21 protein-coding genes and 2 pseudogenes are annotated in these 26,569 nt (G+C 40.8%); 1 reads left to right on the plus strand and 22 read right to left on the minus strand.

The features are described from left to right. From IR083_RS24530 to IR083_RS01045, 19 genes and pseudogenes are all read right to left on the minus strand, one after another. A pseudogene (locus IR083_RS24530) lies at positions 1-422 on the minus strand (aminoglycoside phosphotransferase family protein); the annotation flags it as partial. 20 nt (positions 423-442) lie between these two features. After that, on the minus strand, positions 443-1,474 hold the full coding sequence (gene galE / locus IR083_RS00960) for a UDP-glucose 4-epimerase GalE (RefSeq protein ID WP_194222883.1): 1,032 nt from the start codon (positions 1,472-1,474) through the stop codon (positions 443-445). Position 1,475: 1 nt separating this feature from the next. Continuing rightward, positions 1,476-2,867, minus strand: coding sequence for a phosphoglucosamine mutase (gene glmM, locus IR083_RS00965; protein WP_194222884.1), 1,392 nt, complete (start codon positions 2,865-2,867; stop codon positions 1,476-1,478). Positions 2,868-3,093: 226 nt separating this feature from the next. Further along, complete coding sequence (locus IR083_RS00970; protein WP_194222885.1) at positions 3,094-5,136, minus strand: beta-N-acetylhexosaminidase; 2,043 nt, start codon at positions 5,134-5,136, stop codon at positions 3,094-3,096. 17 nt (positions 5,137-5,153) lie between these two features. Continuing rightward, positions 5,154-5,879: a DUF3823 domain-containing protein gene (locus tag IR083_RS00975; RefSeq protein ID WP_194222886.1), complete on the minus strand. Its 726-nt coding sequence runs from the start codon at positions 5,877-5,879 to the stop codon at positions 5,154-5,156. A 13-nt stretch (positions 5,880-5,892) separates the two neighbouring features. Beyond that, positions 5,893-7,710 carry a RagB/SusD family nutrient uptake outer membrane protein gene (locus tag IR083_RS00980; RefSeq protein WP_194222887.1) on the minus strand — a complete coding sequence of 606 codons (1,818 nt, stop codon included), beginning with the start codon at positions 7,708-7,710 and terminating at the stop codon, positions 5,893-5,895. 10 nt (positions 7,711-7,720) lie between these two features. Next, on the minus strand, positions 7,721-9,352 hold the full coding sequence (locus IR083_RS00985) for a SusC/RagA family TonB-linked outer membrane protein (RefSeq protein ID WP_194222888.1): 1,632 nt from the start codon (positions 9,350-9,352) through the stop codon (positions 7,721-7,723). 14 nt (positions 9,353-9,366) lie between these two features. After that, positions 9,367-11,388 (minus strand): beta-N-acetylhexosaminidase, encoded by a 2,022-nt coding sequence (locus IR083_RS00990; RefSeq protein WP_194222889.1) that lies wholly within the window; start codon positions 11,386-11,388, stop codon positions 9,367-9,369. A gap of 24 nt (positions 11,389-11,412) precedes the next feature. Beyond that, positions 11,413-12,195 carry an indole-3-glycerol phosphate synthase TrpC gene (gene trpC / locus IR083_RS00995; protein WP_194222890.1) on the minus strand — a complete coding sequence of 261 codons (783 nt, stop codon included), beginning with the start codon at positions 12,193-12,195 and terminating at the stop codon, positions 11,413-11,415. A 111-nt stretch (positions 12,196-12,306) separates the two neighbouring features. Continuing rightward, positions 12,307-12,612, minus strand: a complete 306-nt coding sequence (locus tag IR083_RS01000; RefSeq protein ID WP_317174666.1) for an MFS transporter — start codon at positions 12,610-12,612, stop codon at positions 12,307-12,309. A gap of 101 nt (positions 12,613-12,713) precedes the next feature. After that, positions 12,714-13,286, minus strand: coding sequence for an RNA polymerase sigma factor (locus IR083_RS01005; RefSeq protein ID WP_194222891.1), 573 nt, complete (start codon positions 13,284-13,286; stop codon positions 12,714-12,716). A gap of 82 nt (positions 13,287-13,368) precedes the next feature. Then, a complete protein-coding gene (locus IR083_RS01010; RefSeq protein WP_194222892.1) occupies positions 13,369-14,499 on the minus strand; it encodes an ISAs1 family transposase in 1,131 nt (376 codons plus the stop codon). A 210-nt stretch (positions 14,500-14,709) separates the two neighbouring features. Beyond that, positions 14,710-14,901, minus strand: coding sequence for a hypothetical protein (locus IR083_RS01015; protein ID WP_194222893.1), 192 nt, complete (start codon positions 14,899-14,901; stop codon positions 14,710-14,712). 152 nt (positions 14,902-15,053) lie between these two features. Beyond that, on the minus strand, positions 15,054-16,820 hold the full coding sequence (locus tag IR083_RS01020; RefSeq protein WP_194222894.1) for a RagB/SusD family nutrient uptake outer membrane protein: 1,767 nt from the start codon (positions 16,818-16,820) through the stop codon (positions 15,054-15,056). Between the two features lie 20 nt (positions 16,821-16,840). Then, positions 16,841-20,101, minus strand: coding sequence for a SusC/RagA family TonB-linked outer membrane protein (locus tag IR083_RS01025; protein WP_242052323.1), 3,261 nt, complete (start codon positions 20,099-20,101; stop codon positions 16,841-16,843). Positions 20,102-20,439: 338 nt separating this feature from the next. Continuing rightward, the gene (locus IR083_RS01030; protein ID WP_194222896.1) at positions 20,440-21,534 is read right to left on the minus strand and encodes a FecR family protein; all 1,095 of its coding nucleotides are present in this window, start codon (positions 21,532-21,534) and stop codon (positions 20,440-20,442) included. 114 nt (positions 21,535-21,648) lie between these two features. Then, positions 21,649-22,221, minus strand: a complete 573-nt coding sequence (locus IR083_RS01035; RefSeq protein WP_194222897.1) for an RNA polymerase sigma factor — start codon at positions 22,219-22,221, stop codon at positions 21,649-21,651. A 182-nt stretch (positions 22,222-22,403) separates the two neighbouring features. Next, positions 22,404-23,048: pseudogene (locus IR083_RS01040) on the minus strand (chorismate-binding protein); the annotation flags it as partial. A gap of 60 nt (positions 23,049-23,108) precedes the next feature. Then, a complete protein-coding gene (locus tag IR083_RS01045) occupies positions 23,109-23,420 on the minus strand; it encodes a hypothetical protein (protein ID WP_194222899.1) in 312 nt (103 codons plus the stop codon). Between the two features lie 252 nt (positions 23,421-23,672). Between IR083_RS01045 and IR083_RS01050 the strand changes: the two genes are divergently transcribed. After that, positions 23,673-23,828 (plus strand): hypothetical protein, encoded by a 156-nt coding sequence (locus tag IR083_RS01050; protein WP_194222900.1) that lies wholly within the window; start codon positions 23,673-23,675, stop codon positions 23,826-23,828. A 34-nt stretch (positions 23,829-23,862) separates the two neighbouring features. Here the strand turns inward: IR083_RS01050 and IR083_RS01055 are convergent, their stop codons facing one another. The 3 genes from IR083_RS01055 to mobB form a co-directional block, all read right to left on the minus strand. Beyond that, positions 23,863-24,150, minus strand: coding sequence for a hypothetical protein (locus tag IR083_RS01055; RefSeq protein ID WP_194222901.1), 288 nt, complete (start codon positions 24,148-24,150; stop codon positions 23,863-23,865). Positions 24,151-24,660: 510 nt separating this feature from the next. Continuing rightward, entirely contained in the window at positions 24,661-24,807 is a 147-nt protein-coding gene (locus tag IR083_RS01060; protein ID WP_194222902.1) for a hypothetical protein, read from the minus strand. Between the two features lie 430 nt (positions 24,808-25,237). Then, positions 25,238-26,497, minus strand: coding sequence for a conjugal transfer protein MobB (mobB, locus tag IR083_RS01065; protein WP_194222903.1), 1,260 nt, complete (start codon positions 26,495-26,497; stop codon positions 25,238-25,240). Positions 26,498-26,569: the final 72 nt, after the last annotated feature.

A 26,569-nucleotide genomic window follows, 5' to 3' on the forward strand; every position in this document is an offset into this window, starting at 1 on the left:
ATAGCCTGGAACTTACCAATTCCCCTGCCGCCCTGCGCTGCCAATTCAGGGGAATCTGCGTAGTCATAGGCAACCGTATTATCTATAAACAGGCAGGCAGCCCAGTATTCGCCCGCGGCATCTTTATAAAACAGCCTGCCGTCCACCGTCGGTATGACAGTCAGGGCCTCCCTTAGAGGGTCGCCTCCCCGTTCTGAGATTATCTTCTTCAGATGCGTGGTTACTTTATAAATATTATCCATCATTGCGGGCACATCCCTGAAGATATTCTTATTCTTCCGCTGGAGGATATAGTCGGGATTATTTCCCTGCGTTTCAACGAAAAACGTATCATTTATCAGCCCTTCACCCAAAGGGCGTATTTGCAGTATGGGATGGGCGAATAAAAAATGGGGGACTGTTTTTTCTAAATTCGTGTTCATCGGTATAGTTATTTTTGGTCTTATTCTTGTTTTTTCGATATTTTTACCTGCCAGTTCCACGCCGACATCAGCGTGTCTTCTATCGATTCCTTTGCTTTCCATCCCAGCTCATTATTTGCCAGCTGCGGATCGGCCCATACTTTTACGATATCCCCGGCACGGCGATCCGTTACGCGATAATTCAGCTTTACTCCCGTTACCTTTTCGAAGGTATTTATCAGTTCCAAGACAGATAAGCCGCGTCCTGTCCCGATATTAAATACTTCGACGGGCGATTTTTGCCCTGATTGTAAAATCCGTTCGATAGCCGCGACATGGGCCTTAGCCAAATCCACTACGTTGATAAAATCCCGGATGCAGGACCCGTCCGGCGTATCGTAATCGGCCCCGAACACGCTTAACTGTTCGCGGATTCCGATAGCTGTCTGCGTAATATATGGGACGAGGTTTTGAGGCACACCGTTCGGCAGTTCGCCTATTTCAGTGGAAGGATGGGCACCTATGGGATTGAAGTAGCGGAGGATAACGCTCCGGATATTCGCTCCCGAGGCAACTGTATCCTGTATAATCTCTTCATTGACCTGCTTTGTGTTCCCGTATGGGGATTCTGCCGGCTTTACCGGCGCGGATTCGCTTACAGGCAGCTGGTCAGGCTGTCCGTACACCGTACAGGAGGAGGAAAAGACAAATCCCCCGATACCGAACTGCGGCATCAGTTCCAGCAGGTTGATTAGCGAGACCAGGTTGTTCCGGTAATACATCAGTGGCTTTTCAACGGACTCGCCTACAGCCTTGCTGGCGGCAAAGTGGATGATGGCTTTTATACCTTTATATTTTCCAAAAATAGCGGCCAGCGCTTCATAATCACAACAATCGATTTTCCTGAATACCGGACGTATTCCCGTGATTTTTTCAATGTTATCCAATACCCCGGCACCCGAATTGGACAGGTTGTCGACTATTATTACTTCATATCCTGCATTTTGCAGTTCTACCACCGTATGCGATCCGATGTATCCCGTTCCTCCGGTTACTAATATCCTGTCCGCCATGCTATTCGGTTTCTAATGTATATATAATATCCATGATCTCTTTTCCGGCCTGCTCCGCCGCTTTCTGTGTCGCCGCTTCGGAATATATGCGTATGATGGGTTCGGTATTCGATTTGCGCAGGTGTACCCACTTATCGGCAAAGTCGATCTTCACCCCGTCTGTATCGTTGATGCGCTCGTTCCGGTATTTTTCCTTTACTTTTTGCAGGATCAGACCGACATTCGTTCCGGGTTTCAGCTCCACTTTATCCTTAGCCATGAAGTACTGCGGGTATGCGGTACTTAATTCGCTCACTTTCTTCTTTTCTTTGGCCAGATGGGTCAGGAAGAGGGCTATACCTACCAGGGCATCGCGACCGTAGTGGCTTTCCGGATAGATAACACCACCGTTTCCCTCCCCGCCGATAACGGCGCCGGTTTCCTTCATCTTTGCCACGACATTCACCTCCCCGACGGCAGAAGCGGCATACTGCTGCCCGTGTTTTTCGGTTACGTCACGCAAAGCGCGTGTAGAGCTAAGGTTCGATACCGTATTTCCGGGTGTGTTGGACAGTATGTAATCGGCGATGGTTACCAGGGTGTATTCTTCGCCGTACATGGCACCGTCCTCGCAGATAATAGCCAGACGGTCTACATCCGGGTCTACGACGAATCCTACGTCGTATGCCGAATCCCTCATCAGCTCCATTATTCCGGACAGGTTCTTTTCCAACGGCTCGGGATCGTGCCGGAATTCCCCCGTAGGATCGTAATTCAGGCAATCCACATATTTTACGCCCAGTCTTTCCAGCAGTATGGGGATGATGATTCCCCCGACGGAGTTGATGCAATCGACTGCTATACGGAAATTAGCTTTCCGTATAGCCTCAGTATCCACGAGTTCCAGCTTGAGGATTTGGTCTATATGTATGTGGTTATATGTATCATTTAAACTGCATGAGCCGGTATGGTCAATATCCGCGTAAGTAAAAGCCTCGTCTGCTGCTGTTTTCAGCACAGCTTCCCCTTGTGCGGCATTGAGGAACTCTCCGTGTTCGTTCAGCAGCTTCAGGGCATTCCACTGCCTGGGGTTATGGCTGGCTGTGATAATGATTCCGCCGTCTGCCTGCTGGTCTGTGACAGCTATCTCCGTTGTCGGGGTGGTTGCCAGCCCCAGGTCGATCACATCGAAACCCATTCCCATCAGGGTGCCTTTTACGATATTACCGACCATTTCACCCGAAATGCGGGCGTCGCGCCCGATAACGATCTTATTGCTTTTTTGCGAGCTTATCCGGCGGATCTGCACAGCGTAAGCCGATGTGAACCTGACAATGTCCAATGGGGACAGGCCTTCCCCGATACGCCCGCCTATCGTGCCGCGGATGCCCGAAATTGTTTTGATTAACGTCATTGTTTTTTTGTTTCAATCGTTTATTGTTTTTAATCTTTCTTTGATGCAGTTATTTACGTATTTATCTTTATTTCGTTGAGAGTTAGTTTACAATTCAGGCTTTCAAGCTGAACGATTACTACTTTAAGTGGTATACCTATTTCCAATAAATCTTGGATCGCTCTATAACTATATTATTAACAGTATTTTAAAATATTCACATCTCAACTCCATCTGTTTTAATAATCTATCTCGGTTCCGTTACGACAAACGGTTTATAAGGTGAAAGGCTGAAAGTAAAATTACCATATGTATCGGTTCCATTATATCCAGATACTTCTGCCTTTATCGTATATTCTGAACCAGCTTTATAATTATCTACTTTTAGAGAATAGAGATACGTTTTAGTTTTATTTGTTCCCCTAAAATTATCGGCAAATCCTCTATGTGTATCTTCTGAAATTACTTCTCCATTTTCGAGTAATTGTATTTTTCTGATATTCAGGGAAGACTCACCTTTCGTATGAAATAAGCCAGCTGTAATGCATCCGTTAGCGTATACTTTATTTGTTACATCCCATTCTAACATTTCATACTGTAATGAAATATCAGCTGGAGTCCACGTACCAGCTATATAACCACCCGGATGGAAATAATCAACTTTTAACTCATCGAGCCTTAACTTGGCAGTCTCAATTCGTTTTGAAAATTCAATAAAATCTTTTCCACTCTTGTCTGCCCATCCTATTTCAGAAACAACCGTCAGACGTGGAAAATTTTGAACACTCATGTCTTTCACATTTTGAGGTATCGCTGTCCACATATTAGCTTGCAGTCCTAATACAAATTTTTCCTCATGAGGTTCGAGTCCTTGAATAGGATCATATCTATAAATAGATTCCAAAGAATTGATATTGCCGTATGCCAAATCAGAGGTTGTGCCATCATGTCTGCTTTCCTGTGTGATATCGAAGTAAAGATAACCCGCGGGGGTAGCCACTACATAATGCCCTTTACTGGCAACTTCTTTTACAGCTTCATCTCCAAGCCAAGCCATTATAGCTGTTTCTTTCGGCAGACTTTCATCTTCTAACACATCATTCCAGCCAATAGGGGTTTTACCTTTTTGTTTTATGATCTGAGATACCCTTGTTACAAAATAACTTTGTAGGTCAATAATGGTCGACATATTATTTTTCTGCATAAATTCTTTTATATGAGGTTCGTTCTCCCATACAGTATGTCGCACTTCATCTCCTCCAAAATGGAAATATTGTCCCGGGAAAAGAGAAGCAAGCTCTGTGAATACATTATCAAGAAATGTATATACCTCTTCTTTGGTCGGATCAAGAGTATTTGGTGTAAACTGGTTTCCCCAAATACCCCATGATGCAAGGAATGGGAAAACATAATCCGGATAGACTCTCTTATTGACACCCAAATGCGGATAAACAATAAGTACAGGCCAGCTATGGCCTGGAACATCTATTTCAGGAACTATCGTAATGTTCCGTAATGCAGCATAAGCAATAAGTTCTCTAATCTGTTCCTGCGTATAGAAACCACTGCGTTCGGCGGGTTGCTTATATTCAGTAGGAAAAACCGTTGTTTTCTCACTGGTGAGTTCCGGATATTTTTTTATTTCTATACGCCAGCCCTGATCATCGGTCAAGTGTAAATGCAATACATTGAGTTTATACAAAGACATTACGTCTATATACTTTTTCATTATCTCGATTCCGAAAAAAGTCCGGCTTACATCTTTCATATAACCTCTCCACGAAAATCGAGGCTGATCGACAATGGTTACTGATGGAACAACGGTATTCAAATTATCTACTTTGCAATCCCGTTCAATCTGAGAAGGCAATAGCTGACGTAATGTTTGCCCTCCATAAAGTAAGCCCTCTTGATATGGAGCCGAAATCAGAATCTTTTGTGAGCTTACGGCAAATTGATAAGCTTCTTTATTTTCCTCTTTAGATTTCTTTTTCAGAGCAAATATGATCCCCTTGTGTTGTGAAGATGGGTTCTTAATAGCTTTTACAGGTAATGGATATCCGGTAGACTTACGTAATACTTCTGCAATAAGATCAGCTATTACAAAAGATTCCTGCTGGCAAAAAATTTCAGTAGTTTCATTAATATGATATTCTCCTTGTCCTGTAGTTATCAATTGAGGTTTTGGTATTATTGAAATTTCAGAACTTTGTCCGTATAGTTTTCCTCCAAAAAGTAATGTAATTATAAAGCTTGTCAATATAATCTTCTTACAGTTTATTTTTTCCATTTTTTTATTTTAATTCGTTATTTTATATATACTTTGAAAGGTTCAGAATAATTATAATGTGTAGTACCTGCCACACATGCAGCTATACGCACGTATACTGGTTTGTTTGGATCTACTCCACTCACCGTTACAGATAGTTCTTTATCAAGACTGTCTGCTTCATTGCCGGCGGAAACAGAGACCTCTTTGAAATTACGGCTTCCATCAATAGTAGTTACCTGCGTATTCTTATCCAATAACGGAGTATTTGCCCATACAACCCTGTATATACTTAATCTTCCAGTATTAGGATTCGATGATTTACTGATAACAAATTTTACGGTAAGGTCGTTTCCACTAAAGTTTAAATAGGCATCATTTATCCTAATACGTAAAAACGGTTCAAGATAAAACTTAATATCTCCCGCAGCCGGAATTGATGTTCTTATAGTATCTTCACTGGTAACAAAGAACGGTCCTTGAGGTACAAGCTTGTAATTACCGGAAAAAATCATATCACCCTCAAATGTTCCATCTCCTTTAATAGAAAAATAAATAGGTTGCGCGTAGCCTTCTTCGTAAAGAGCTATTTTAGCTCCATTAACAGTTTGCACCGGAATAGTCTTCTCCTGTCCAGCCCCTTTAGTTGCCAGATCAACAATAGCCCCTTTCACTCTGGCATCCGGAGTATCATAATTATCAAGACTGCAACTAACAAATAGAACCGATAGTATTAGAGTAGTTATATATATTAATTTTTTCATAATGTATCAATTGTTAATAACCTGGATTTGGAATAATGGTAGGATTAGACGATATAACCTGATCATCTATCTTATTATAATACAATTTTGAATTAAATACACGAGGTATTTTCAATGCCGCTTCACGTTTGAAGATAACTTTATGTTTAATTATTGGCTGTCCACTAACCACATCTGAGGGTTGAACCAATAAATAAGGAAATAGACCCATAAATTGATGATTGTTAATATTATCCTCCATCTTACGCCAACGGATTAAATCCCACCAACGGCGGTTTTCAAAAGCCAACTCTGTCTGTCTCTCTTTTCTTACCAGTTCAAGGTTTATATTTGTAAGTCTTTTTACTCCAGCCCGATCACGAATTTTATTAATATAATCCAAAGCCTTATCGGTGTTCTGATTTAATTCTACCGCAGTTTCAGCATAATTGAGATAAATCTCGGCAAGTCGGTAAACTATATAATTCTGAGTAGATTTATTATAATCTATTTTACCTCCGGGATTCATATACTTTTTTATATAGAATCCAGTTTTTGTCGGATCCCATGTTGGAATTATACCATCTTTGCCTCCAATAGTAGTAGCCGTATTTTTGTACATACTTGTCAAATCGGCCGCTAATGTTGGGGTATTTGTACTCATTCCCTCGATAATTCCTCTTCTCATATCTATTATATCTCCTTGCCAAGGTCCGAACGGAACCAAAATAGAAGCCAAAAGACGAGGGTCTTTGCCTTTGAATAAATCGTAAGGGTTATCAAATTCTATTGGTTTCCCGTTCGAATCATTTACTTTTAATGTTCCTTCGGAACCATCAATATAATCAAAAGCTTCCACAATCTCCAAGGTCGGATTAGTAGCGCTACCATAATCAATCCTAAACGAATGTGGTGCATTATAATAATCCCAGCTATGAGCTTTATCCACAGTATAAGCTTTTACAAAAATAAGTTCCTCATGCCATGTTTTATCTAGGAATAAGTTTTGAAAATTAGTCTCTTTATCGGAATCCTTTTCGTAAAGCTTAAAGCCTACATTCTTTATTATTTCTTCAGAAGCTTTTTTCGATTCGTTAAAGAAGAAATCCGCATCGGTACTTTGTATTCCACACAATCCATTCATGCTGGCATCGTAAACTCCATATTTTGCAACACATGCGGCATGTAACATAGCCTGAGACTTTAGGGCTAATGCCGCATATTTAGTAGCACGGTACAGATTCTCTGCATTTGGCTGTTTTGCAGCATCGGGTAATCCTGCAATTGCGGCATCCAAATCTTCGAGAATGAATAGATACGTGTCCTTTTCGGTGCTACGAGGCACTCTGAGTGTTGTAGGATCAGGATTAAACCCCTGAGGTTCTTTTATTATAGGTACGCCTCCATACCTGCGTGCATAAAATGCCCTGATAAATTTGGCTTCAGCTAGATATAAATATTTCTCTTCATCTCTTAGATTTCCGTTTGGAACTTTCTTTATCATGTCACTTACATCCCTGATTTCAAAATAACCCTTATTCCTATTCCACCTGGGAGTGAGATTATTGGGAAAAAACTGATCATTTGTACTTCCCCATGTATAGCTACGTACAGCTTCATCAGTCCAAGTGGACGGGTATGAGGCCTCATCGTCCATTTCGTATTCAAAACTTTCCACTTCCATACCGGAATATAAGCGGGTTAAATATGCTTTTATACTTGCCGGATCACTCCACAGTTTATCTTCATCTATTATATCTCTGGGACTTGTATCCAAAAAGTCGCTACAACTCGAGATAGGTACGATTAAAGCAAGTAATGCTATAATTATATATATTTTTATCTTATTCATAATATTTTAATTAAAATGTTAGATTAAACCCGACATTGTAAGATTTTTGCTGAGGATAGTAAAAACCGCGATTGCCCTGAGATACTTCCGGATCGAAAATATCCAGCTTAGTAAATGTGAGTATGTTGTAAGCTGTTACATAAAAACGTAACGATTCCACTTTAAATTGGGTAAGGATCTTTTTCGGTACAGTATACCCTATTTGTACGTTCTTCAAACGCAAATAAGCCGCATTTTGAAGCCAGAAGTCAGAAACTCTTCTATTACTTTCTTTTCCTCCTACGTAAGTCGAAGGATACTTTCCCTGAATCCATCGGCTTTGAGGATCAAATAGATCTTCCCGATGCCACCTGTCGTAGAATACCTCCAAAGAACTAGCGCCATTAAAAAACGGAACTTGAGCCTCACTATCGAAGTACGCATCGAAGTTCGCCGCACCCTGTAGAAGAATAGACATATCAAAATTCTTATATTCAAGATTTATATCCAAGCCAAACATTATTTCGGGTGTGTTGTTCCGTCCGATAATAGTCTGATCGTTCTCATCAATAACATCATCATCGTTTAAGTCCATATATTTAATGTCTCCCGGAGAAAGGCTATTGTTCCCATTATTATCCTGAATAGCCCAATTCGCTATTTCTTCGTATGACTGGAATTGTCCCGCCGACTTATATCCAAAACGTTTATTCATCCAGCGGTACATATCATTCACACGCCAATTGTTATATGAATTAGTCGCGTCCGCTTGTTCCAGATATTCATATTTTGCACGGGTAAAAGACATATTGCCTCCTACACTGTAAAAGAATCCGTTTCCTAACCGATTCTGGTGCCTAAGCAAAATTTCAAATCCACGGTGAGAATCGCCATTAAGGTTCTCCTGTGGCATCTTCTGACCAAACTCTAAAGGAACGGAAGTTAATCGTGTAGCTGTTTTTCCATCTCGACTACGATAAAAAAAGTCAATTTCCCCTGTTAATTTATTGTTGAACAACCCAAAATCTAAGCCGATATTGGACGTTTTAGCTATCATCCATGTCAACTGATCGTTAGGAATGCCCAATGACGAAGCTGTAGGATAGATAAATTCGCTCTCCCCTCCATAAGACCCGAAGATATACCCCGGAATAGTATTCTCATTAATATCTTTGCCTGGAGTTTGATAACCTGTACGATCTGAATAAGGTTGCATAGAGGCATCATCACCCAAACGTGATGTGGAAGCACGAAGTTTAAGATTGGAGATGACTGATGAATATGGCTTCATGAAACTTTCTTCGGTAATCCTCCATCCTACAGATGCGTCAGGGAAGAAGCCCCAACGTTTCACTTTTGGATAGGTGCTGGATGCATCGTTTCTAAAGCTTAACTCAAGCAGATACCTGTTGTCAAAACCATAATTAATACGTCCAACATGTCCAATTGAGTTCTTGTCACTTCCGCTACCTTCATTCTTTTGTCCGGTTGCGAGACCTAAATTCAGTTCTTCCATATTGAAAAGGAAATCTCTGCTACCTCTGACATAATTACTCCATGTCTTAGTATATTCTCCGACATAAAGAGCCGCAACATCGTGACGTCCGAATTTATTTTTATATTCGAGGATTGTTTGCCCTATTGTGGTACTTCCCGCTGACATATTTTCATATAAAATTATTTAGGCTCTATTACGGTGAATGGCTTGTAAGGACTCAGGTTGAACGTAAAGTTACCGTACGAATCAGTACCTCCTTTTCCGGCAACTTCGGCTCGTAGGGTATATTTAGCATTCGGATTGTAAGTATCTACTTGCAGATTATATAGATAAGTCTTCGGTAGGCTAGTATCCCTCTGTTTATCGGCAAGTCCCTGATGGATATCTTCAGAAATAACTCTTCCATCTTCTAACAATTGTACCTTGCGAATGTCCATAAAGTTTTGTCCATTAGTATAATAAAATCCTGCAATAGCACGTCCATTGGCGTATACTTTTTTAGTTATATCCCATTCCAAAGGTTTGTAATCTGTACTTAGATCGGCAGGAGACCACTTGCCTGTAATGTACCCACCCTTACGAAAATAGTCTATCCTCATTCTATCCAGTCTTGGATAATGATTTTCGAGGCGGGAATAAAAATCCTGTAGATTTCTGTCAGCTAGAGGTTTCCATGCGATTTCTGATAGAGCCAATAGGCGAGGAAAGTTTTGCACGTTCATATCTTTTACTTCAATAGCTATAGCAGACCACATATTTGCCTGAATACCCAATACAAGGTCTTTTTCTTTTTCACCCAAAGAAGCTCTTGGGTCGTAGTTATATATACGCTTTATCGAATTGATATTGCCGTATGCCAAATCGGTCATCGTTCCGTCATTCCTATCATCTTGTGTTATATCGAAATATAGATATCCGCTAGGTGTAGCTACAGTTTTAAAACCTTTGTCTACTGCGCTTTTTACATCGCCTAGCCACGACATTATGGCTACATCCCTACTTAGGTTTTCTTCATCATTTAGAATATCGTTCCAACCCATTGGTGTTTTTCCTTTTTCGAGAAGTATCTTTGATATCCTGTTTACGAAATAACTTTGTAACTGCTCAACCTTTGTGAATCCTTTTTCTTTCATAAATTCTTTCACATGTTCTTCCGATTCCCACAAACGATGTACCACCTCGTCTCCTCCATAATGAATATATTTACCTGAAAATAATGCAGCAACTTCGGTGAAGATATTGTCGAGGAATGTGTAAACACTTTCCTTTGTAGGGTCGAGCGGGTTTGGTGTAAACTGAAACCCCCAGTATGACCATGATGTCAAAAATGGCACGACATAGTCGGGTGTCCGCATATCGTTTACTCCGAGTTCTGGATGAGCAAGTATAATTGGCCAGACATGTCCCGGTACATCTATTTCAGGTACTATGGTGATGTTTCTTTCTACTGCATATGCTACCAATTCTTTTATTTGGTTTTGTGTATAGAATCCGCTTCTTTCGGCTGGTTGGTTATATTTTGCAGAAAAAGTAGTCGTTTTTTTGCTGGTGAGTTCCGGATATTTTTTTATTTCAATACGCCAACCCTGATCATCTGTCAAGTGGAAATGTAGGGTGTTCAGTTTGTACAGAGCCATAGCGTCCATGTACTTTTTTATAACATCTATGCTATAAAATGTGCGACTGACGTCTTTCATATATCCCCGCCATTTGTAGTAAGGTTTATCTTGGATGGACACAGCTGGAACAGTCCATTTAGCTGAACGCACTGTGTTTTCACTTTCTATATCGGAGGGTAGAAGCTGTCGTAGGCTTTGTGTACCGTTGAACAAGCCACCTGCATCTGAGGCACATATTAGAATTCTATCATTGTCTACCTCCAGTGTATAACCTTCCTCCGGTAGATTATATTTTTTTGATATACTGAGGAGTATTCCTTTCTTACGGTTGCGAGTGTCTTTTTTTACTTCTATCGGAATTTTATAGCCAGTTGGTTTTTGTAGAAAGCTTGAAAGAAATTTGGCTACCTTTTGGGCTTCGGTATCGCAGTAAATCACACTTTTATCAGTGATTGAGAATTCACCATCTCCTACAGTCATTGATACCGGTTTGGGTATAATGGATATGGTTTTGGCATTCTGAGTACATACATAATCCGGAAGGGCTATAAATAAGATTAGAATAGAGAATAATGTTTTCATGTTAGTGTTATGTATTAGGTTTAGTTATTTTAGTTGCGTTATAAATTCGCCTAAAGCTTTTCCCGGATCGGCAGTTTTCATAAAGTTTTCTCCCATAAGGAAACCACGATAGCCTGCTGCCTGCAGATCAACAACCGTTTGAGGGTCTGATATCCCGCTTTCGGATATTTTTATAAACTCGTTCGGTATTTTTTCAACAAGGTCGAACGAGATTTGCACGTCAGTGACAAATGTCCCCAAGTTGCGATTATTTACACCCACAACATCCACTTTATCGTTGATGTGACCTAGCTCCTGTTCGTTATGTATTTCGAGCAGTACATCGAGTCCGAGTTCTTTGGCTGTTCGTGCCAATTGTTTTGTCTCAGCAATAGTCAGAGCCGAAGCTATGAGCAGTATTGCGCTTGCCCCGGCTAGTTTTGCCTGATAGAGTTGATATTCATCTATCATAAAATCCTTGCGAAGCAGGGGAATGCCGGTCAGGTTGCGAGCCACTTCCAAATCCGCCAGATTCCCTCCGAAGAAGTCCATATCGGTAAGCACTGAAATAGCGCTTGCACCGTTGCGGGAATAGGGTGGTATCACATCTTCCACTTTAGCTCCTTTGAAAATCCAATTGCGTGACGGTGAACGCCGTTTAAACTCGGCAATGATATCTGTCGGGGAGTTAGCCAAAGCTTCTTTGAATGATTTTACCGCCTCTACATTCGAAATCAAACGTTCCAGATCGGGTTGTGGTACGGCTATTTTCTGCCGTTCTACTTCGATCCTTTTATTTGCAATTATTTTATCTAATATATTTGCCATATTTGTTTCAATTTTAATTTTCGTCTAGTTCTTGTCATGCTGACGAAGGAAGCATCTCGTTTATAAAGAAGGAGATCCTTCGTTTCACTCAGGATGACACAAATCACTCCTTTAGGCCCTTCTCTTATCTACCCTAAAAATCTTGATCACAGATGCCAATACTATGATGCCAATACCAAACAGCCCTATCAGTGCATAAGAATACCGCAGATTGGTTGCACTTGCAATGTACCCGATCAGCGGAGGTCCCATCAGAAAACCGACGAAGCTGACGCTGGAAACGATGGTAAGAGCAATACTTGTCGGTATTTTGGTGTGCTGTCCGGCTACGCTGTATATTGTCGGTACGATGCCTGCCGTACCAAAACCGATAATCATAAAGGCGATAATCGTAGTGATGAAATGAGGGAAAGCCACTGTATACTAATCTTAAATATGGAGTATGCAAATATAAAATTCGTTTAAACAAAATACGATTATTTTTGAGGAAGATGTTTTTTTAACATTTTTTGCGGTTTTCAATGAATGCCAAGAATTATAAATAACAGAGAAAATGTGAGGTCGGGAAAGTGTGGTTTAACAGAAGATACTATTTTTTCAATGGCTATTTTCATTTGTACTCTTACCGTACTTTCATTTATTGACAATTTTTCGGCAATTTCTTTTGGCTTTAGACCCTCTTGTCGCGCCATCAGGAAAATTATTTTGCATCTTTCGGGCAGGTTGTTAATTACTTTTGTCAAAAGAATATCTATCTCTTCATCCTGAATAGACTCATCTGCATACTGACTCCTTGTATTCTGAAGATGTAACGGAATTTCATCTAATGTGGTATGTCCGTTTTTATTCTTCTGCAAGTAGCGATAACATTCATTCCGTGTAATTACAAATATCCATGTGTTAAGATCGTTTATATCTTCCAGTTTTGTTCTTGATTTCCATATGGAGAGGAATACATCAGACACTACCTCTTTACAATAATCCGTATTTTTCAGGAAATAATAAGAGTAACGGAATACCTGACCATAGTACAAGTCATAAAACTCATTGAATGAATTCCTGTCATCCTTGGATATCAAATCAAGTATCATTATTTTATTTTTTTCAATTCACAAATAAACAAGTTTTTTTTCAATTATCCAGCCCAACTATATACATTATAGAGCAAACACATCAAATCTTAAGAAGTTCGATTAAGTATTGTTTATTTAGCGCCGCTTTAAGTTGCCTTTTCCTGATGCTGAGTTTATCATTCTTTTGATTCAGTATTTGAAGGGCAAACTTTCTGAGAATAGATAAATTTTCCGGGGTATTTCCTTCTCCAGCTCGACAAGCATCTTCTTTAAAAGAAACATCTAATTTGAAAGAAACATCTAACTGCCAATGAAGCCGATTTTCAATACTCCAATGCCCTCTGGCAAGATTACTATAATAAGCAGCATTGGTTTGAGTTTCATTACTGATATAATACCGAACCTCATTACTGCTGCCATTTTTGGTTTGTCTAACTGATTCAATTTTAATCAGGGTGGATAAATTCTTCCAAAGATTCAGTTTTTCCTCCAATAAATAATCTGATGCAGGCAGAATATGGCAGCTACGGGTTTCTAATCTGCCATGATCATATTCCCACTCCTGGTTATGGCTTGAACCCGAATGGACTTTGAATGCACACTCAATGTCATCATATAATTCTTGTTGATTTGCTTTTACAGACAAAAAATAATACCCTTTCTTTTCATCAATCTGCTTTGCTATCTTTGTTTGGCAGCCTATGGCATCTATGCTAACGACTGCATCTTCCAGATCAAGCATATCCAGGACTTTGGGTATAGCCGTTATTTCATTGGACTTTTCTAAAACCTTTTCCTGAGCTACACACAATGCGTTTTCACATACCCATGCATTGAGAATATACAAACCATCGTTGCCGCGTGTGGCGGGTGAAACTCCGTGAAGTTTCTTTCTATCTATAGCAATCTGCTTTTCTGACAATGCTGACAGAATATCCCGGCCATGATTCATCAAACATTCCTGAAGGCTCTTACTTTCCAGTATACTAAAAACACGTGAAAACGTATCATGTGAAGGAACTCCATTGGGCAATTTTAATAACCCATCCAATGCTCCTCCTCTTCGCTCTTGTGCAAAAACAACCATGTCCTGATAATCACTACTCCCAACCAAATATGTACAGAGGACGATTAACAGAATATCTGATAACAAATGATTGCAACGCCCTATTACGCGGGGATCGGGGATACTTGAAAAATAATCGGATATATCTTTTTTACATGAAAACAAAGATAGTACTTTTGGTCAATTGCTATTTTGATTTTTGCCCTAACTTGCAGGTAAAAAGGTATCTATTCCGGTATTCCACCCTCTAAATGAATAAGTTCCTTCAAACTTCCCTTTTTGTGGGATTGTGAACCCCACAAAAATTAGATAGCTCTTTTTACTGTCTGTTGAAGCTGATCTTTGCTATAGCTTTCGTTACCTGAAATTCAAACTTCAATTCAGTTCTTTGATTCTTATACGCTTGAACTTAACAGGCGAGCCGTGTCCCAGAAATCCGATATAGCCCTTTGGATTGAATAGCCCCGGATGATTCTGGCCGTCGGCTGTACCGTTTTTAGTCGCTTCTTTAATATCCCCGTCCAGAATAACTTTTCTGTTCGCACCGCTAAACGGTATAAAAGCCATGTGATGGATATACTCAAAAGGAACCAGAAAGATTATCTAACTCTCATGATACTTGTAATTTGAAATAGTAATCGGAGCTGTCCCCGATTACTATTTCATGAGTAATAGATATTTTTAAACGATTAGCCTGTACGATTTTAGGATTAGTCAAATTAATACCCTGGATTCTGGTCTGAGCTTAAAACAGGATTACGGTCGAGAGCTCCTTGTGGAAGCGGGCGCAAACGCATACGAGAAGACCACTTCATCGTTAATATAATTTCGCCGTCGGGACGCGTAATCGGCACGTTATTCATCATTGTTTGCCAATACGAATCTTCGTAACGGGTCAAATCCGTTGCTCTGGCTCCTTCTCCCGCCAACTCGATACGTCTTTCATTCCGGATAAGGGTGATAGCCTGGTCTTTAGTCAATGACGCCGGAACATCGGGCATTCCGCAACGATCCCTTATTTGGTTCAAAACAGCTTGCACCTGACTGTCACAGCCTGTATTGTGAGTACGCGCCTCTGCGAAGATAAGCAATACCTCCGCAAACCGGAAACAAGGAAAATCTCCGGTAGCTTCATCTTCTCCACTTGTAGATCTGTCGAGAGGCGTCATCTTACGGAAATTATACCCTGACAATGATTCATTGCCCGGTATATTTTTATTCCACCATCTGTAATAGAAATCATTCCCACCCTGAACCGTTTCGAACCAGCCTTTGAATGGAAGCATAACAGATGCATACAGGCGGCTATCCCTGTTTCTCAGCTCTTTGATAAAGTCATAGTTCTTTATTGTTCCATCAGCTACTTTCGCGGCGCAGAACTCCGAGAATGATTTTCCGGAAGCAAGGAAGTCATCGTTTATCTTTTTGAAAGCTCTGCCTCTGTCCTCGTTAGAAAGCAACGCGGGATTTTTACCATCGGCAGTCCAGTATATATTTACAAGATTCTGGGTGGGAGTGGCAGAAGACCATCCGCCCAGCTGATTAGGACGCAAAGTCAAGTATGCAACCCAGTTTTCCTGAATCTTTTCTGCATACTGGCGCGAAAATATATACTCAGGGTTATCCGGATTTGCATTTTCGGTATGCCATAAAGTCTCATAACTAAACATACCTTTGACATATTTGTCCTTATTAATTCCTAACGTTGTAAAATCGATATATTGATCCATTTCTTCAGCTTCCTTCTCCTGTTCCGGAGTCAAAGACGTTACTTTGAATAGAGAGAACGTACCGTTCATCAGTTGTTTAGCCGTAGATTCAGCAAGCTGATAATCTCCAAAAAGCAATGCTGCTCTGGACAGGTAAGCCAATGCCGCATAACTGGTGACGCGGCCTTTTTCTCTCAAATAACCGCCGGTATAAGAAGCAGGCAGTATCTTTGACACAGCGGACAGTTCATCGATCACAAATTTACGTACTTCTTCCACCGGATCTCTTTTAATATTCTTTTCATCCGGATTAAGAGCAGTCGTGATGACAGGCGCCTTTCCGAAAATAAGAGTTTTATCCAGATAGTTTATGGCTCGTAGAAAACGAGCTTCCGCTTTCATCCGTTCTTTGATATTATCATCCATCGTACATTTACCCACATTCTCCAGAAAGTCGTTCACCCGGCGTATACCTACAAAATCCCAACCCGGGCCGGTAGCGGCGCTAAGTCCGTCCCTGACAAAAATAGGGCCATTGCTTTCCCAGGAATACTGACAATAAACTTCATCAGTATATGTATCATCATACACTCCTGCGCCCGGAGTGAGTTCGCTATATATACCGTTAAGCGCCATCCAGGCGTCTTTATCTGTTTTCCAAAACGCATTGGCGTCGGTATCTTTTGTAGGCGACACATCCATATCACAGCTTGTAAATCCGTCAATAAGCGCTAAGCATATAGATATTGATAAAATTGATCTTATATATTTTTTCATAAATCTATCCTAATTAGTTGTTAAAACGAAAGATTAATACCAAATGTATACATTTGTGATCCTATTGAATTTTGAGCGCGTCCCGAAGCCGATTCCGGATCGAAATCTTTCATACGCTTATCAGCCCTGATCGTAAATGGATTCTCCAAAGACACATAGAATTTCAATGCGCTCAACGAATATTTATTTATCAGTTTCCCGGAAACTGTATACCCTAAAGTGATATTTTTAATACGGAAGTAATCTCCCTTAAACAACCAAAAGTCTGATTGAAGTTGATTATATTTCGCATTACCGGCGCCCGATGTATAAATCCGGGGATAAGCAGCTTTCGGATCAGGGTTGTCTACCGTCCATCTTGTCAGGTGGTATTCCCTTGGGCTGGAATAGTTGAAGAACGGATGAGCCATTTCGTTCTGGAAATAAGTATGCACTCCTCCAATGCCTTGACCGAAGATAGCCAGGTCAAAACCTTTATAAGCAACATTGACGCCTATACCGTAAGTAAGGTCAGGCACGTCGCATTTTGTTATAATACGGTCCTTTTCATCCAGTTTTCCATCTTTATGCACATCCACATATTTAATATCCCCGGCCTGAGGCACAGTGCCATCCGTAACATAATTGCCGGAGTCGATATCGTCCTGTGTAAGCAGCCCATCGGTTTTGTACATTATATATGCGCCGATAGGATAGCCTTCCGCTGAAATCCATGGATTTGAAATACTATTGTTATTCGGCCCCATATCAAGAATCTTATTCCAGTTCTTCGCAATGTTTCCGTTTACTTCAAAAGAGAAGTTTCCGATTTTATCTCTATATCTTAGAGCTAGCTCGAATCCGCTGTTTTTTACCACTCCTACGTTTCCCGACACTTGATCCCTCACCCCTATTTCATTGGGCAGGTAATATTCCATCAGGATATCATCCGTTCTTTTATTATAATAATCGAACACCAAACCGGCTTTCCCATTCAAGACATCGAAATCCAAGCCGAAGTCAGTAATAGTTACAGTCTCCCATTTCAAATTCGGATTGGCTGGAGCCGATTGTGCTATACCCGTAGCCAGGCCGTCTTCGAAGTTATAGTCATAATCGCTGCTTACTTTATAGGTAGAAAAATAAGCATACGGACCGATTACATTTATATTACCAAGCTCACCCCATGATGCTCTCAATTTCAAATTGTGAACCCACGCTATATCTTTCATGAAGTTTTCTTCGCTTACACGCCATCCGACCGAAATGGAAGGGTAATACCCCCATCTGTGATCCTTATGAAACCTGGAGTGCCCATCGGCTCTTACATTGAACTCAAACAAATATTTTTCATCGAAATTATATGTCAGACGGCCAAATGTAGACATCAGTTTATCAACATACGAGCCGCCCCCATTCCCGAAATCCCCTTGCATTGTAGATCCAGCTTCTATATCAGATAAGTCGTTGCTTAGTAGATTTTTACGGTTAGAGGTCAATTGTTGATATTTGCTAACCTCATACGATACTCCCAGCAAAGCTCCTATATTGTGCTTATCTGCCAATTTCAGAGAGTAATTTGCCAAACCGTTGTATATCACCCGTGTTGATTCATTCCAGTTATAATCCAGTTGATTCGGTCTTTCAGTGCCGCTAATCTCCGCGCCGGTGGTGAATCGTTTCAGTTTATCCCATGAATTCTTGAATGTCTTCGATTTGGAGTCATTAGAGTTGTAATTGATTTCTCCCGTTAAAATCAAATCTTTGAACAGTTTAACGTCTGCCGCCGCTAAAATATTCATTCTGCCATTATTCACATTCTGCCAGCCGTCTTGTTCCAAAACACGTAATGGATTTTGGTTCAGGTCCTTGATATTGGCATCGGCTCCGTTAGTAACGGTTCCATATTCACCATTGCTGTGTTTGGCTACGAAAGTAGACGGAGTAACCATCAAATCCATATACGATACAGAACCTTTCCTCCTGTACTTATTAAGGATATATTTGAAACCGGCCCTCATTGTAAGCCAATTCTTAATATCCGATGATATATTGGAAACAACATTGTAACGATTGGTTCTCTCTCCCGGTATATAACCATCTTCCAGAGTGTAACCTAACGTTGTATTGTAATGTGTTTTAGTATCGCCTCCCCTAAAACTTACAGAGTGTTGCGTAATAAAAGCATCATTATCCAACACGAGGTCATACCAGTTGGTATCGGGATACATATCCGGATCGTATTTCGATCTGTAATCCTGCCTTATCGCGTCCAAATTGGGTTTTACCGCATTAGCAGGGTCATTCAGCATTTTCGTATTATAAACTCCTTCAGCCTGTAAAGCAACATACCAGTCTGCGCCTAGCATTTTAGGTCTGTAAGTCGCACGTTTTGCGCCGGCAAAACCGTTATAATCTATCTGAAGCTTACCTTGAGTCCCACTTTTAGTGGTTACCAATACAACTCCGTATGCGGCGCGGGAACCATAGATAGCTGAAGAAGCCGCATCTTTCAAGAATGAGATATTCTCAATTGAGTTAGGATCTAAACGTGAAAAGAATGTCACATCCGAAATTGCGCCATCAATTACAAACAATGGAGAAGATGCTCCCCCTGTTGAGCCTCTACCCCGGAAATTGATAGTCGGAGTCGCGCCCGGACGTGAAATGATTGTCACTCCGGCCACTTGACCTTGTGCGGATGTAAGAAGATTTGTATTGGCTCTTTCCGTCATGTTTTTTGTGTCAATAGTTCCAATAGAGCCCGTTACGTTAATTTTTTTCTGAATGCCATATCCGACCACCATCACGTCTTCGAAGGTATTTTCCTGTTCCTTCATGATGATCTTCAAGCTTGCGCCGGCCTTTACCTCTTGTTTCTCGAGGCCGACATAAGATATTTCCAATACTGCCCCGGGATTCACCCTGAATGAGAATTTCCCGTCGGCATCGGTCATAGTTCCGTTAGTAACCTTTCCCTTTTCTTTGACAGATACGCCCGGAAGCGGTTCTCCGTTGGCATCGGTAATGGTTCCGCCGGCTACGATCGTCGGGTCTTGTTCAACCTCTTCGGCAACCGGAATCGCTTTATTTTTCACAACAATGATTTGCTTACCGTCTATGTAATATGAAAGTCCGATCGAAGGTAAAACCTTGTCCAGAATTTCTTCCGATGTCTGATCCTGACTATCTACTGTTATAGTTTTGTTGTCCAACAAACCTCTTTCATAGAGAACTGCATAGCTTGTCTTTTTTTCAATCTCAGAGAAAAGCTCTTTAATATTTTTGTTATTAAGCTTCAAAGAGATTCTTTGATTCTGCGAATTTACAGCTGATACTGTACAAAAAAGACTTAAAATAAATAAGATTGAACTGACTTTCAATACATTCATAAAAAAAACTTTTTTATGTTTTTCACATTTAATTTTATTAATTTCATACTTTTTTCTCATATATTTGATATGTTTTAAGTTAACATTGTTTTGTATCTTTGTTTACTTGACTTTCGACCGTGTGATAGGGGTATTGCACGGTTTTTTTTATTCTCTGATCACTATATCATAGGCATACGATTTTAAAGTTAAAATTCTTTATTTATATGTTTTTTATAAGTTAAATCCTCTCTTTTGTGTTTTCAAAATCAATCGATGTAAATGATATTATCTTTCTTGGTTACTTTAAATGATTTGGACAACGATAAAGTCCGTAAAATATCATCAATGGACTCCCGCAAATTAAGATTTCCTTCAAATTTATAATGATTTACCTTCGGACTTGGTACAATTTCAATTCCATAGTAGCGCGACAACCGCCTCAACAATACATTAAAGGGTTCGTCCATAAGCTGAATACGTCCGTCTTTCCAGCAAACATAGGAATAAACATCAACATCCTTTATGCTGGTTTCGCTATTTTCATTAAAAAATCCTTGTCCGGGTTTCAGCATATTATTTTGCTTGTTAGAAGATACTGAAACCGATCCTTCCATCAAGACAACCGAATGTAGGGGTTCGTTGTTATAGGCATTCACATTAAACTTAGTACCAAAAACAGAAACATCCATCTTCTTCGTATGTACGATAAAGGGTTTCTTATCATCTTTTTTGACTTCGATAAATATCTCTCCATCTACCAGAATGTTTCTTGATTTTTCATCGAATACTTTAGGATATACCAGCTTAGTACCCGAATTGATCCATATTCTGGATCCATCACTAAATAATATGGATGTGCGTTTCCCTTTTGGTACAACGACAGTCACATATTCTGCCGGGATATCTTCTACAGCTATTTCATTTTCTGTTCCGACTCTAATGTTACCTTCTTTTGTCTGTGTTATCTGTTCTTCGTTTTGTATTATTTTTTGTGTATTGCCCGCAATTATACTAATCTCAGTTTCTTCCAGAGAGATAGAATCCAGTTTAGACATCAATAATTCTTTTTGGGACATCTCGCTTATATTATTTTTTAAGAACATAAGTGAAACGACAAACAAGCTTATGCACGCCGCCGTAACGGAAAATGCCATAAGCAACCGCCTCCTTTTGCGAAGCTTGTCTATTCTGCTATTAACATCGGATAATATGACTGGTTTCAGCTTGTCTGCTATATGAAGTGTTTCCTCCGGAATTTCAATTCTATTTATGAAACCTTGTAGTTTTTCGTTTATTTTTTCTTCAAACCAATCTGATAGCCGAACATTATTTTTTTTATTTTGATCCAAGTCTATATCCATATTCAAATTCAAATGTATACTAATCTTAAATATGGAGTATGCAAATATAAAATTCGTTTAAACAAAATACGATTATTTTTGAGGAAGATGTTTTTTTAACATTTTTTGCGGTTTTCAATGAATGCCAAGAATTATAAATAACAGAGAAAATGTGAGGTCGGGAAAGTGTGGTTTAACAGAAGATACTATTTTTTCAATGGCTATTTTCATTTGTACTCTTACCGTACTTTCATTTATTGACAATTTTTCGGCAATTTCTTTTGGCTTTAGACCCTCTTGTCGCGCCATCAGGAAAATTATTTTGCATCTTTCGGGCAGGTTGTTAATTACTTTTGTCAAAAGAATATCTATCTCTTCATCCTGAATAGACTCATCTGCATACTGACTCCTTGTATTCTGAAGATGTAACGGAATTTCATCTAATGTGGTATGTCCGTTTTCATTCTTCTGCAAATAGCGATAACATTCATTCCGTGTAATTACAAATATCCATGTGTTAAGATCGTTTATATCTTCCAGTTTTGTTCTTGATTTCCATATGGAGAGGAATACATCAGACACTACCTCTTTACAATAATCCGTATTTTTCAGGAAATAATAAGAGTAACGGAATACCTGACCATAGTACAAGTCATAAAACTCATTGAATGAATTCCTGTCATCCTTGGATATCAAATCAAGTATCATTATTTTATTTTTTTCAATTCACAAATAAACAAGTTTTTTTTCAATTATCCAGCCCAACTATATACATTATAGGGCAAATATCCAAATCAAATTTTATTCAGACTGATTTCTCTAAAATGTCTGTTGTTTTGGCTATATCCTCGTCCGTCAATTTATAATTTGTCATCTTCCCGCTCAGGTATGAGATCGTTTCGTACCAAGTCGACTAGCATCACATGTTCGGCGTTTTCCTTTTCGTCTTTCAATAAGTTTTCGGAAAGGATCCGGTCTTTTTCGTCGTCTCCTGTGCGGAAGTATGTTCCTGCGATGGGGTCGATATAGGCTTTGTCTTTAGTGATTTTGCAATGGGTTTCCGGCGATGAACCGAAGTCGAAGTAAAAGAGGTAGGGCGAAGGGTTGATGGAACGGAGTGAACGGTAAACTTTGAAGTCGTCTCCTGCGAACTTTTGGGTAAAGCAGCGCGAGAGAACGATTTGGAATACATCGCCACGCTTGCAATGGGCAATTCCTTTTCTTATCATCTCCTGATGTTCTTCATCGCTGATCATCGATTGCTCACTGCCTACAGTCTCGAAATTGTACAAGGCTATATTGTTATTGGTGAGGATGGCTTCCAGCTCGTGTGCTTTTTCTTCTGTGCCTTCCACCACATTTTCTACGATTGTCAGTTCATTTTTCAGGTGGTTGATTACCAAAATAAAACGGTACAAAATATAGTAGAATTCGAGAACATCGGCATTGTTCCCTTTCTTGTTTATAGGGTCTACGGCTTCAAAATATCGGATAGCATCGTAGGAGGTATATAACCAGTATCGGCCGAGAACATCGGATATAAATTTCTCCAATCGGTAAGATTAACACGTGGGAGCAGGAGGCCTTTTGTTGAATTAGCCCCTCCGTTGGTTGAATTTTCCTGTTTTAAATCCAGCAAAGCTCCCGCGGAGGGCAGGGCGGTTACGGCTGGTATTGCCCCGTATTCTCAGAGCTACATTGGATATTGTCTGATCCGCGATAGAATGGCTCCCACAGAAAATAAAATCTCCGGGAATCCAGTAATTCTCCCCCGGCGCCTCATCGAAGGCGGCCAGCATACGGTTCCAGTTATCTACTGTTATTGCCAGGGTCACTTCTGGCAATTCCTCCAGGTTGAATATCCGCTCAAGCCTGGGATCGGTGAATCTACTTGAATTCGCTTTCATGGATTTGTTTTTAATTAAATTACTTATAAAAGAAATATAGAGTGCAAAAGGCCTGTTTGCCAAATCTTCTGCTTTCGTCTGTTAAAACCAATTGGTATCATAAGGGCAAGAAATAAATGCCTTTATTAAAAGCGGCATTTAGCCGGAAGAGGGCGATGCAGTTGTGAAATCATTGTATCCTTACCTTATACGAAAGAAAAGATGACAGGTTCTTATAAAACCCCACAAACACCGGAACATGTATGATGAAAAATGCTTCCGTCAGAACAAATAAAGAGCCTGATGGCTCCCGAACCGAAAGGCGAGGAAATCTTTTCCGGTGTACCAATAAAATCAGAGATGCCGGTAGCCGGGCTGCTCAACCGGTACAGGATATTACCTTTCCCCTGGGCAGACGGACTGTTGTAGGAATAAACGCTTAAAACAACCTTGCCGCCGCCATTTATAAGGCTTTTGATCCCTCCGCGCCGGGCAGCAGCAGGCTGACAGCGTCAAACTGTACCATATTTGCAATATCTTCACCCGGACTGACCACATGGCTGGTAAAGATTTTCGTTCCGGTTACGCAGATGGAGCCATCCGCGTTATATTTGGCAGCGCCACTGCCTGTTATCGTGCCGGATTGAGCTCCTGTGGATGAAAACCCGGGCCGTGAAATATACGGTACCTCCAAACCTGGGACAGGAGGGTTCAAATCACATTTATCCTGTGAATTATTCTTTTTAATCATGATGCCGGAATTTACAGGCTGTTTATCATTCCTTATTAATGATTGATTGCTAAAATGCAAACAGAGAAGATTTCCCGGTATTACTGGTCTTTCCGGTCAGAAGCAGTTGTTATTTACTTCTGCTTTTTATCGCAAATTGTCCGTAATCACGCTTAATGATTTACGAATATTAAAACTGTAATATCCTTATTGTTTCTATCCGGTAGGGCAAAATGAAGATAAAGCTTAGGCCGGAACAGCCTTAACGCAAAAACTCCCTGCTGTTGATTGGTAAATATCATATGTTTTAAATTTAATGCTTATCAGTAGGCATTTATCACATATTAACCGCCGGGATACCGGACTGCGCGGCTAACGATGGATTCATGATTCTTTTTTCTTTTAAGTTACATATACCCCGGGAATATTCTGCCGGACTCAATAGTTTCCATTGCTATATTCCCGGGGAAGATATTGTCCTATTGGAAGAAAGGCTCAGCTCTGGTCTGCCGGAAGTGCCTTAAAGGGCGGTCATATCCAACTACCGGCAACCCAGAGCCGGCAAGTCAGGCTGAATATACCGCAATCATGTGCAATCCGGTCAGCCGCGCTATGGGCGAATGTGACGGACAGGCTGCTAAGCCGGAAAAATTCATTGGATACAGATTTTGTTTTCATAACATTCTGGTTTTAGTTGGGTTTACTAAGGCTGATAACTCCGTAATACACTTTTTCATTGGGATATCTTTGGCCTGAGGTTTTTTGACCAAAATGTTTCAGCCCTAAAAAAGGCTGCAGGCAAAAGATATTCTTTTCATTTTGGGTAATTTTTTCAGATTATGGATTCGTTTCCGCTTATTCCATAATATGATTATCGCCTGCAATATAAAAAACAGGAGACATTCCTCCAGCATAACCACCAAAGGATAATTACGACTTTTTACTACTGCATTTTCTATATTTTACGACAAATCCGTAAAAAAGGAAGGGTTTTTCGTTTTTTTTGCAGAATTTCAGGGATATTTTACGGGAAAACAATAAAAAACAGAGGAGACGCCGGAAATTTTACGGAAAAATAATAAAAGTTTTTTGTAAATTCTTTTATAAATTATAACCTGCGCTTCATCCCTTTTTTCTTCTTACGCCTGAGCCTGCGCATAAAGGCCTCTTCCTGAGGGTCGGAACCTGAATTATCCAAATAGAACGTGCCGAAGATCTCATCGACCGCTACAGGCGAACCAATGGACGGGGATATTCCGGTCTCCGCCTGAGGAATGGATAGCTCCGGCTTTCTGCCTCCGGCGGGGACCGCACCCTCATGGAAAAGTTGCTGGAAGGCGTTGGCCGAAAACTCCTTGCCCAGGCGCGAGCCGTTAAAAGCCAGGCGACTGTTATGATCAATAAAAGTGACCCCGTAGATGCGCTCTTGTTCGTTTTCCCTAAAAACAACATCAATACCGCGCAGCCCCAGCGCCTCAGTAAACAACTTCTTGCTGCCACCGTTGTGAAGCATCGCATCCCGGATGACGGATTTGCTGCGGAGCGGACCGGCTTGCCCGGATTTGACCTGTCCTTCGGTTTTCCTGATCTGTTTCAAAAGGGCTTCGTAGCCCACCGCCTTTCCGATCCGCGAGGACTTAATGGGGTTGCCGGCAGGCTCTCCCTTGTCGTCCATCGCGCAATAAATAATACCGTTATACAGGCGGCCTTCTTCTTCACCCCTTACATGCTTGACATGGATATTAAACAGCGACAGCAACGCGTTGTATTCGCCCAGCGTCCGGAAGCCGTACATATCCAGCACGCTTTTTACCGTATTGGAGATCTGCCGCCTGACATCCCCCTTCCTATAATCGACTTTGTGCAGGTAGAGGCGCGATGCTTCATCGTGCTCTCCGCTAAGCTGCTTCAGACCGTATTTCTTTTCCAGGGCGCGGCTGATGTCCATCGACCGGAGCTTCTCGTAACGGTCGCTGATCCTGCCGCCATCCCCGTCGATATTGACCGTTACGATATGGACATGGACGCGGTCGATGTCCGTATGGCGGTAAATGATATAAGGCTGGCCGCCATAGCCCAGCTGCTGCAGGTAATCTTCCGATATGCGCCGCAGTGTTTCCGCATCCGTGGGATCGCCCCTGTCGGGATTTATAGAGATATGTACCGCATGCTTTTTTATCCGGGGATTGGCTGCCAGGTAAGGTTCAAAGGATTGCAGGGTCTTGCCAAGGCCGGCGTCGGGCTGGTCATCCCTGGCAACGATCATCTTATGGCTGTGGATGACTTCGGCAACACCGCCATCCACCTTCTGCTGGTTATAGGATACAACCCCGTAAAGGGAGGAGCCGTGGATGATTTTAGCGATCATGGGTACATATATTTAAGAATTAGTGTATTCGATTATAAGTATGAATTACAAATCGGTTTATATTATTCTATG

Source organism: Dysgonomonas sp. GY75, from assembly GCF_015234155.1.
Lineage (GTDB): Bacteria > Bacteroidota > Bacteroidia > Bacteroidales > Dysgonomonadaceae > Dysgonomonas > Dysgonomonas gadei.

Excerpts from the sequence above, each read along its gene's own strand:
- glmM (WP_194222884.1), bottom strand. The coding sequence starts at position 2,867 with ATGACGTTAATCAAAACAATTTCGGGCATCCGCGGCACGATAGGCGGG.
- IR083_RS00985 (WP_194222888.1), bottom strand. The coding sequence starts at position 9,352 with ATGTCAGCGGGAAGTACCACAATAGGGCAAACAATCCTCGAATATAAA.
- IR083_RS01045 (WP_194222899.1), bottom strand. The coding sequence starts at position 23,420 with ATGAAAGCGAATTCAAGTAGATTCACCGATCCCAGGCTTGAGCGGATA.
- IR083_RS00975 (WP_194222886.1), bottom strand. The coding sequence starts at position 5,879 with ATGAAAAAATTAATATATATAACTACTCTAATACTATCGGTTCTATTT.
- trpC (WP_194222890.1), bottom strand. The coding sequence starts at position 12,195 with ATGGCAAATATATTAGATAAAATAATTGCAAATAAAAGGATCGAAGTA.
- IR083_RS01055 (WP_194222901.1), bottom strand. The coding sequence starts at position 24,150 with ATGATTAAAAAGAATAATTCACAGGATAAATGTGATTTGAACCCTCCT.
- IR083_RS01005 (WP_194222891.1), bottom strand. The coding sequence starts at position 13,286 with ATGATACTTGATTTGATATCCAAGGATGACAGGAATTCATTCAATGAG.
- IR083_RS00990 (WP_194222889.1), bottom strand. The coding sequence starts at position 11,388 with ATGAAAACATTATTCTCTATTCTAATCTTATTTATAGCCCTTCCGGAT.
- galE (WP_194222883.1), bottom strand. The coding sequence starts at position 1,474 with ATGGCGGACAGGATATTAGTAACCGGAGGAACGGGATACATCGGATCG.
- IR083_RS01050 (WP_194222900.1), top strand. The coding sequence starts at position 23,673 with ATGCTTCCGTCAGAACAAATAAAGAGCCTGATGGCTCCCGAACCGAAA.
- IR083_RS00970 (WP_194222885.1), bottom strand. The coding sequence starts at position 5,136 with ATGGAAAAAATAAACTGTAAGAAGATTATATTGACAAGCTTTATAATT.
- IR083_RS00980 (WP_194222887.1), bottom strand. The coding sequence starts at position 7,710 with ATGAATAAGATAAAAATATATATAATTATAGCATTACTTGCTTTAATC.
- IR083_RS01030 (WP_194222896.1), bottom strand. The coding sequence starts at position 21,534 with ATGGATATAGACTTGGATCAAAATAAAAAAAATAATGTTCGGCTATCA.
- mobB (WP_194222903.1), bottom strand. The coding sequence starts at position 26,497 with ATGATCGCTAAAATCATCCACGGCTCCTCCCTTTACGGGGTTGTATCC.
- IR083_RS01035 (WP_194222897.1), bottom strand. The coding sequence starts at position 22,221 with ATGATACTTGATTTGATATCCAAGGATGACAGGAATTCATTCAATGAG.
- IR083_RS01015 (WP_194222893.1), bottom strand. The coding sequence starts at position 14,901 with ATGGCTTTTATACCGTTTAGCGGTGCGAACAGAAAAGTTATTCTGGAC.
- IR083_RS01020 (WP_194222894.1), bottom strand. The coding sequence starts at position 16,820 with ATGAAAAAATATATAAGATCAATTTTATCAATATCTATATGCTTAGCG.
- IR083_RS01060 (WP_194222902.1), bottom strand. The coding sequence starts at position 24,807 with ATGAAAACAAAATCTGTATCCAATGAATTTTTCCGGCTTAGCAGCCTG.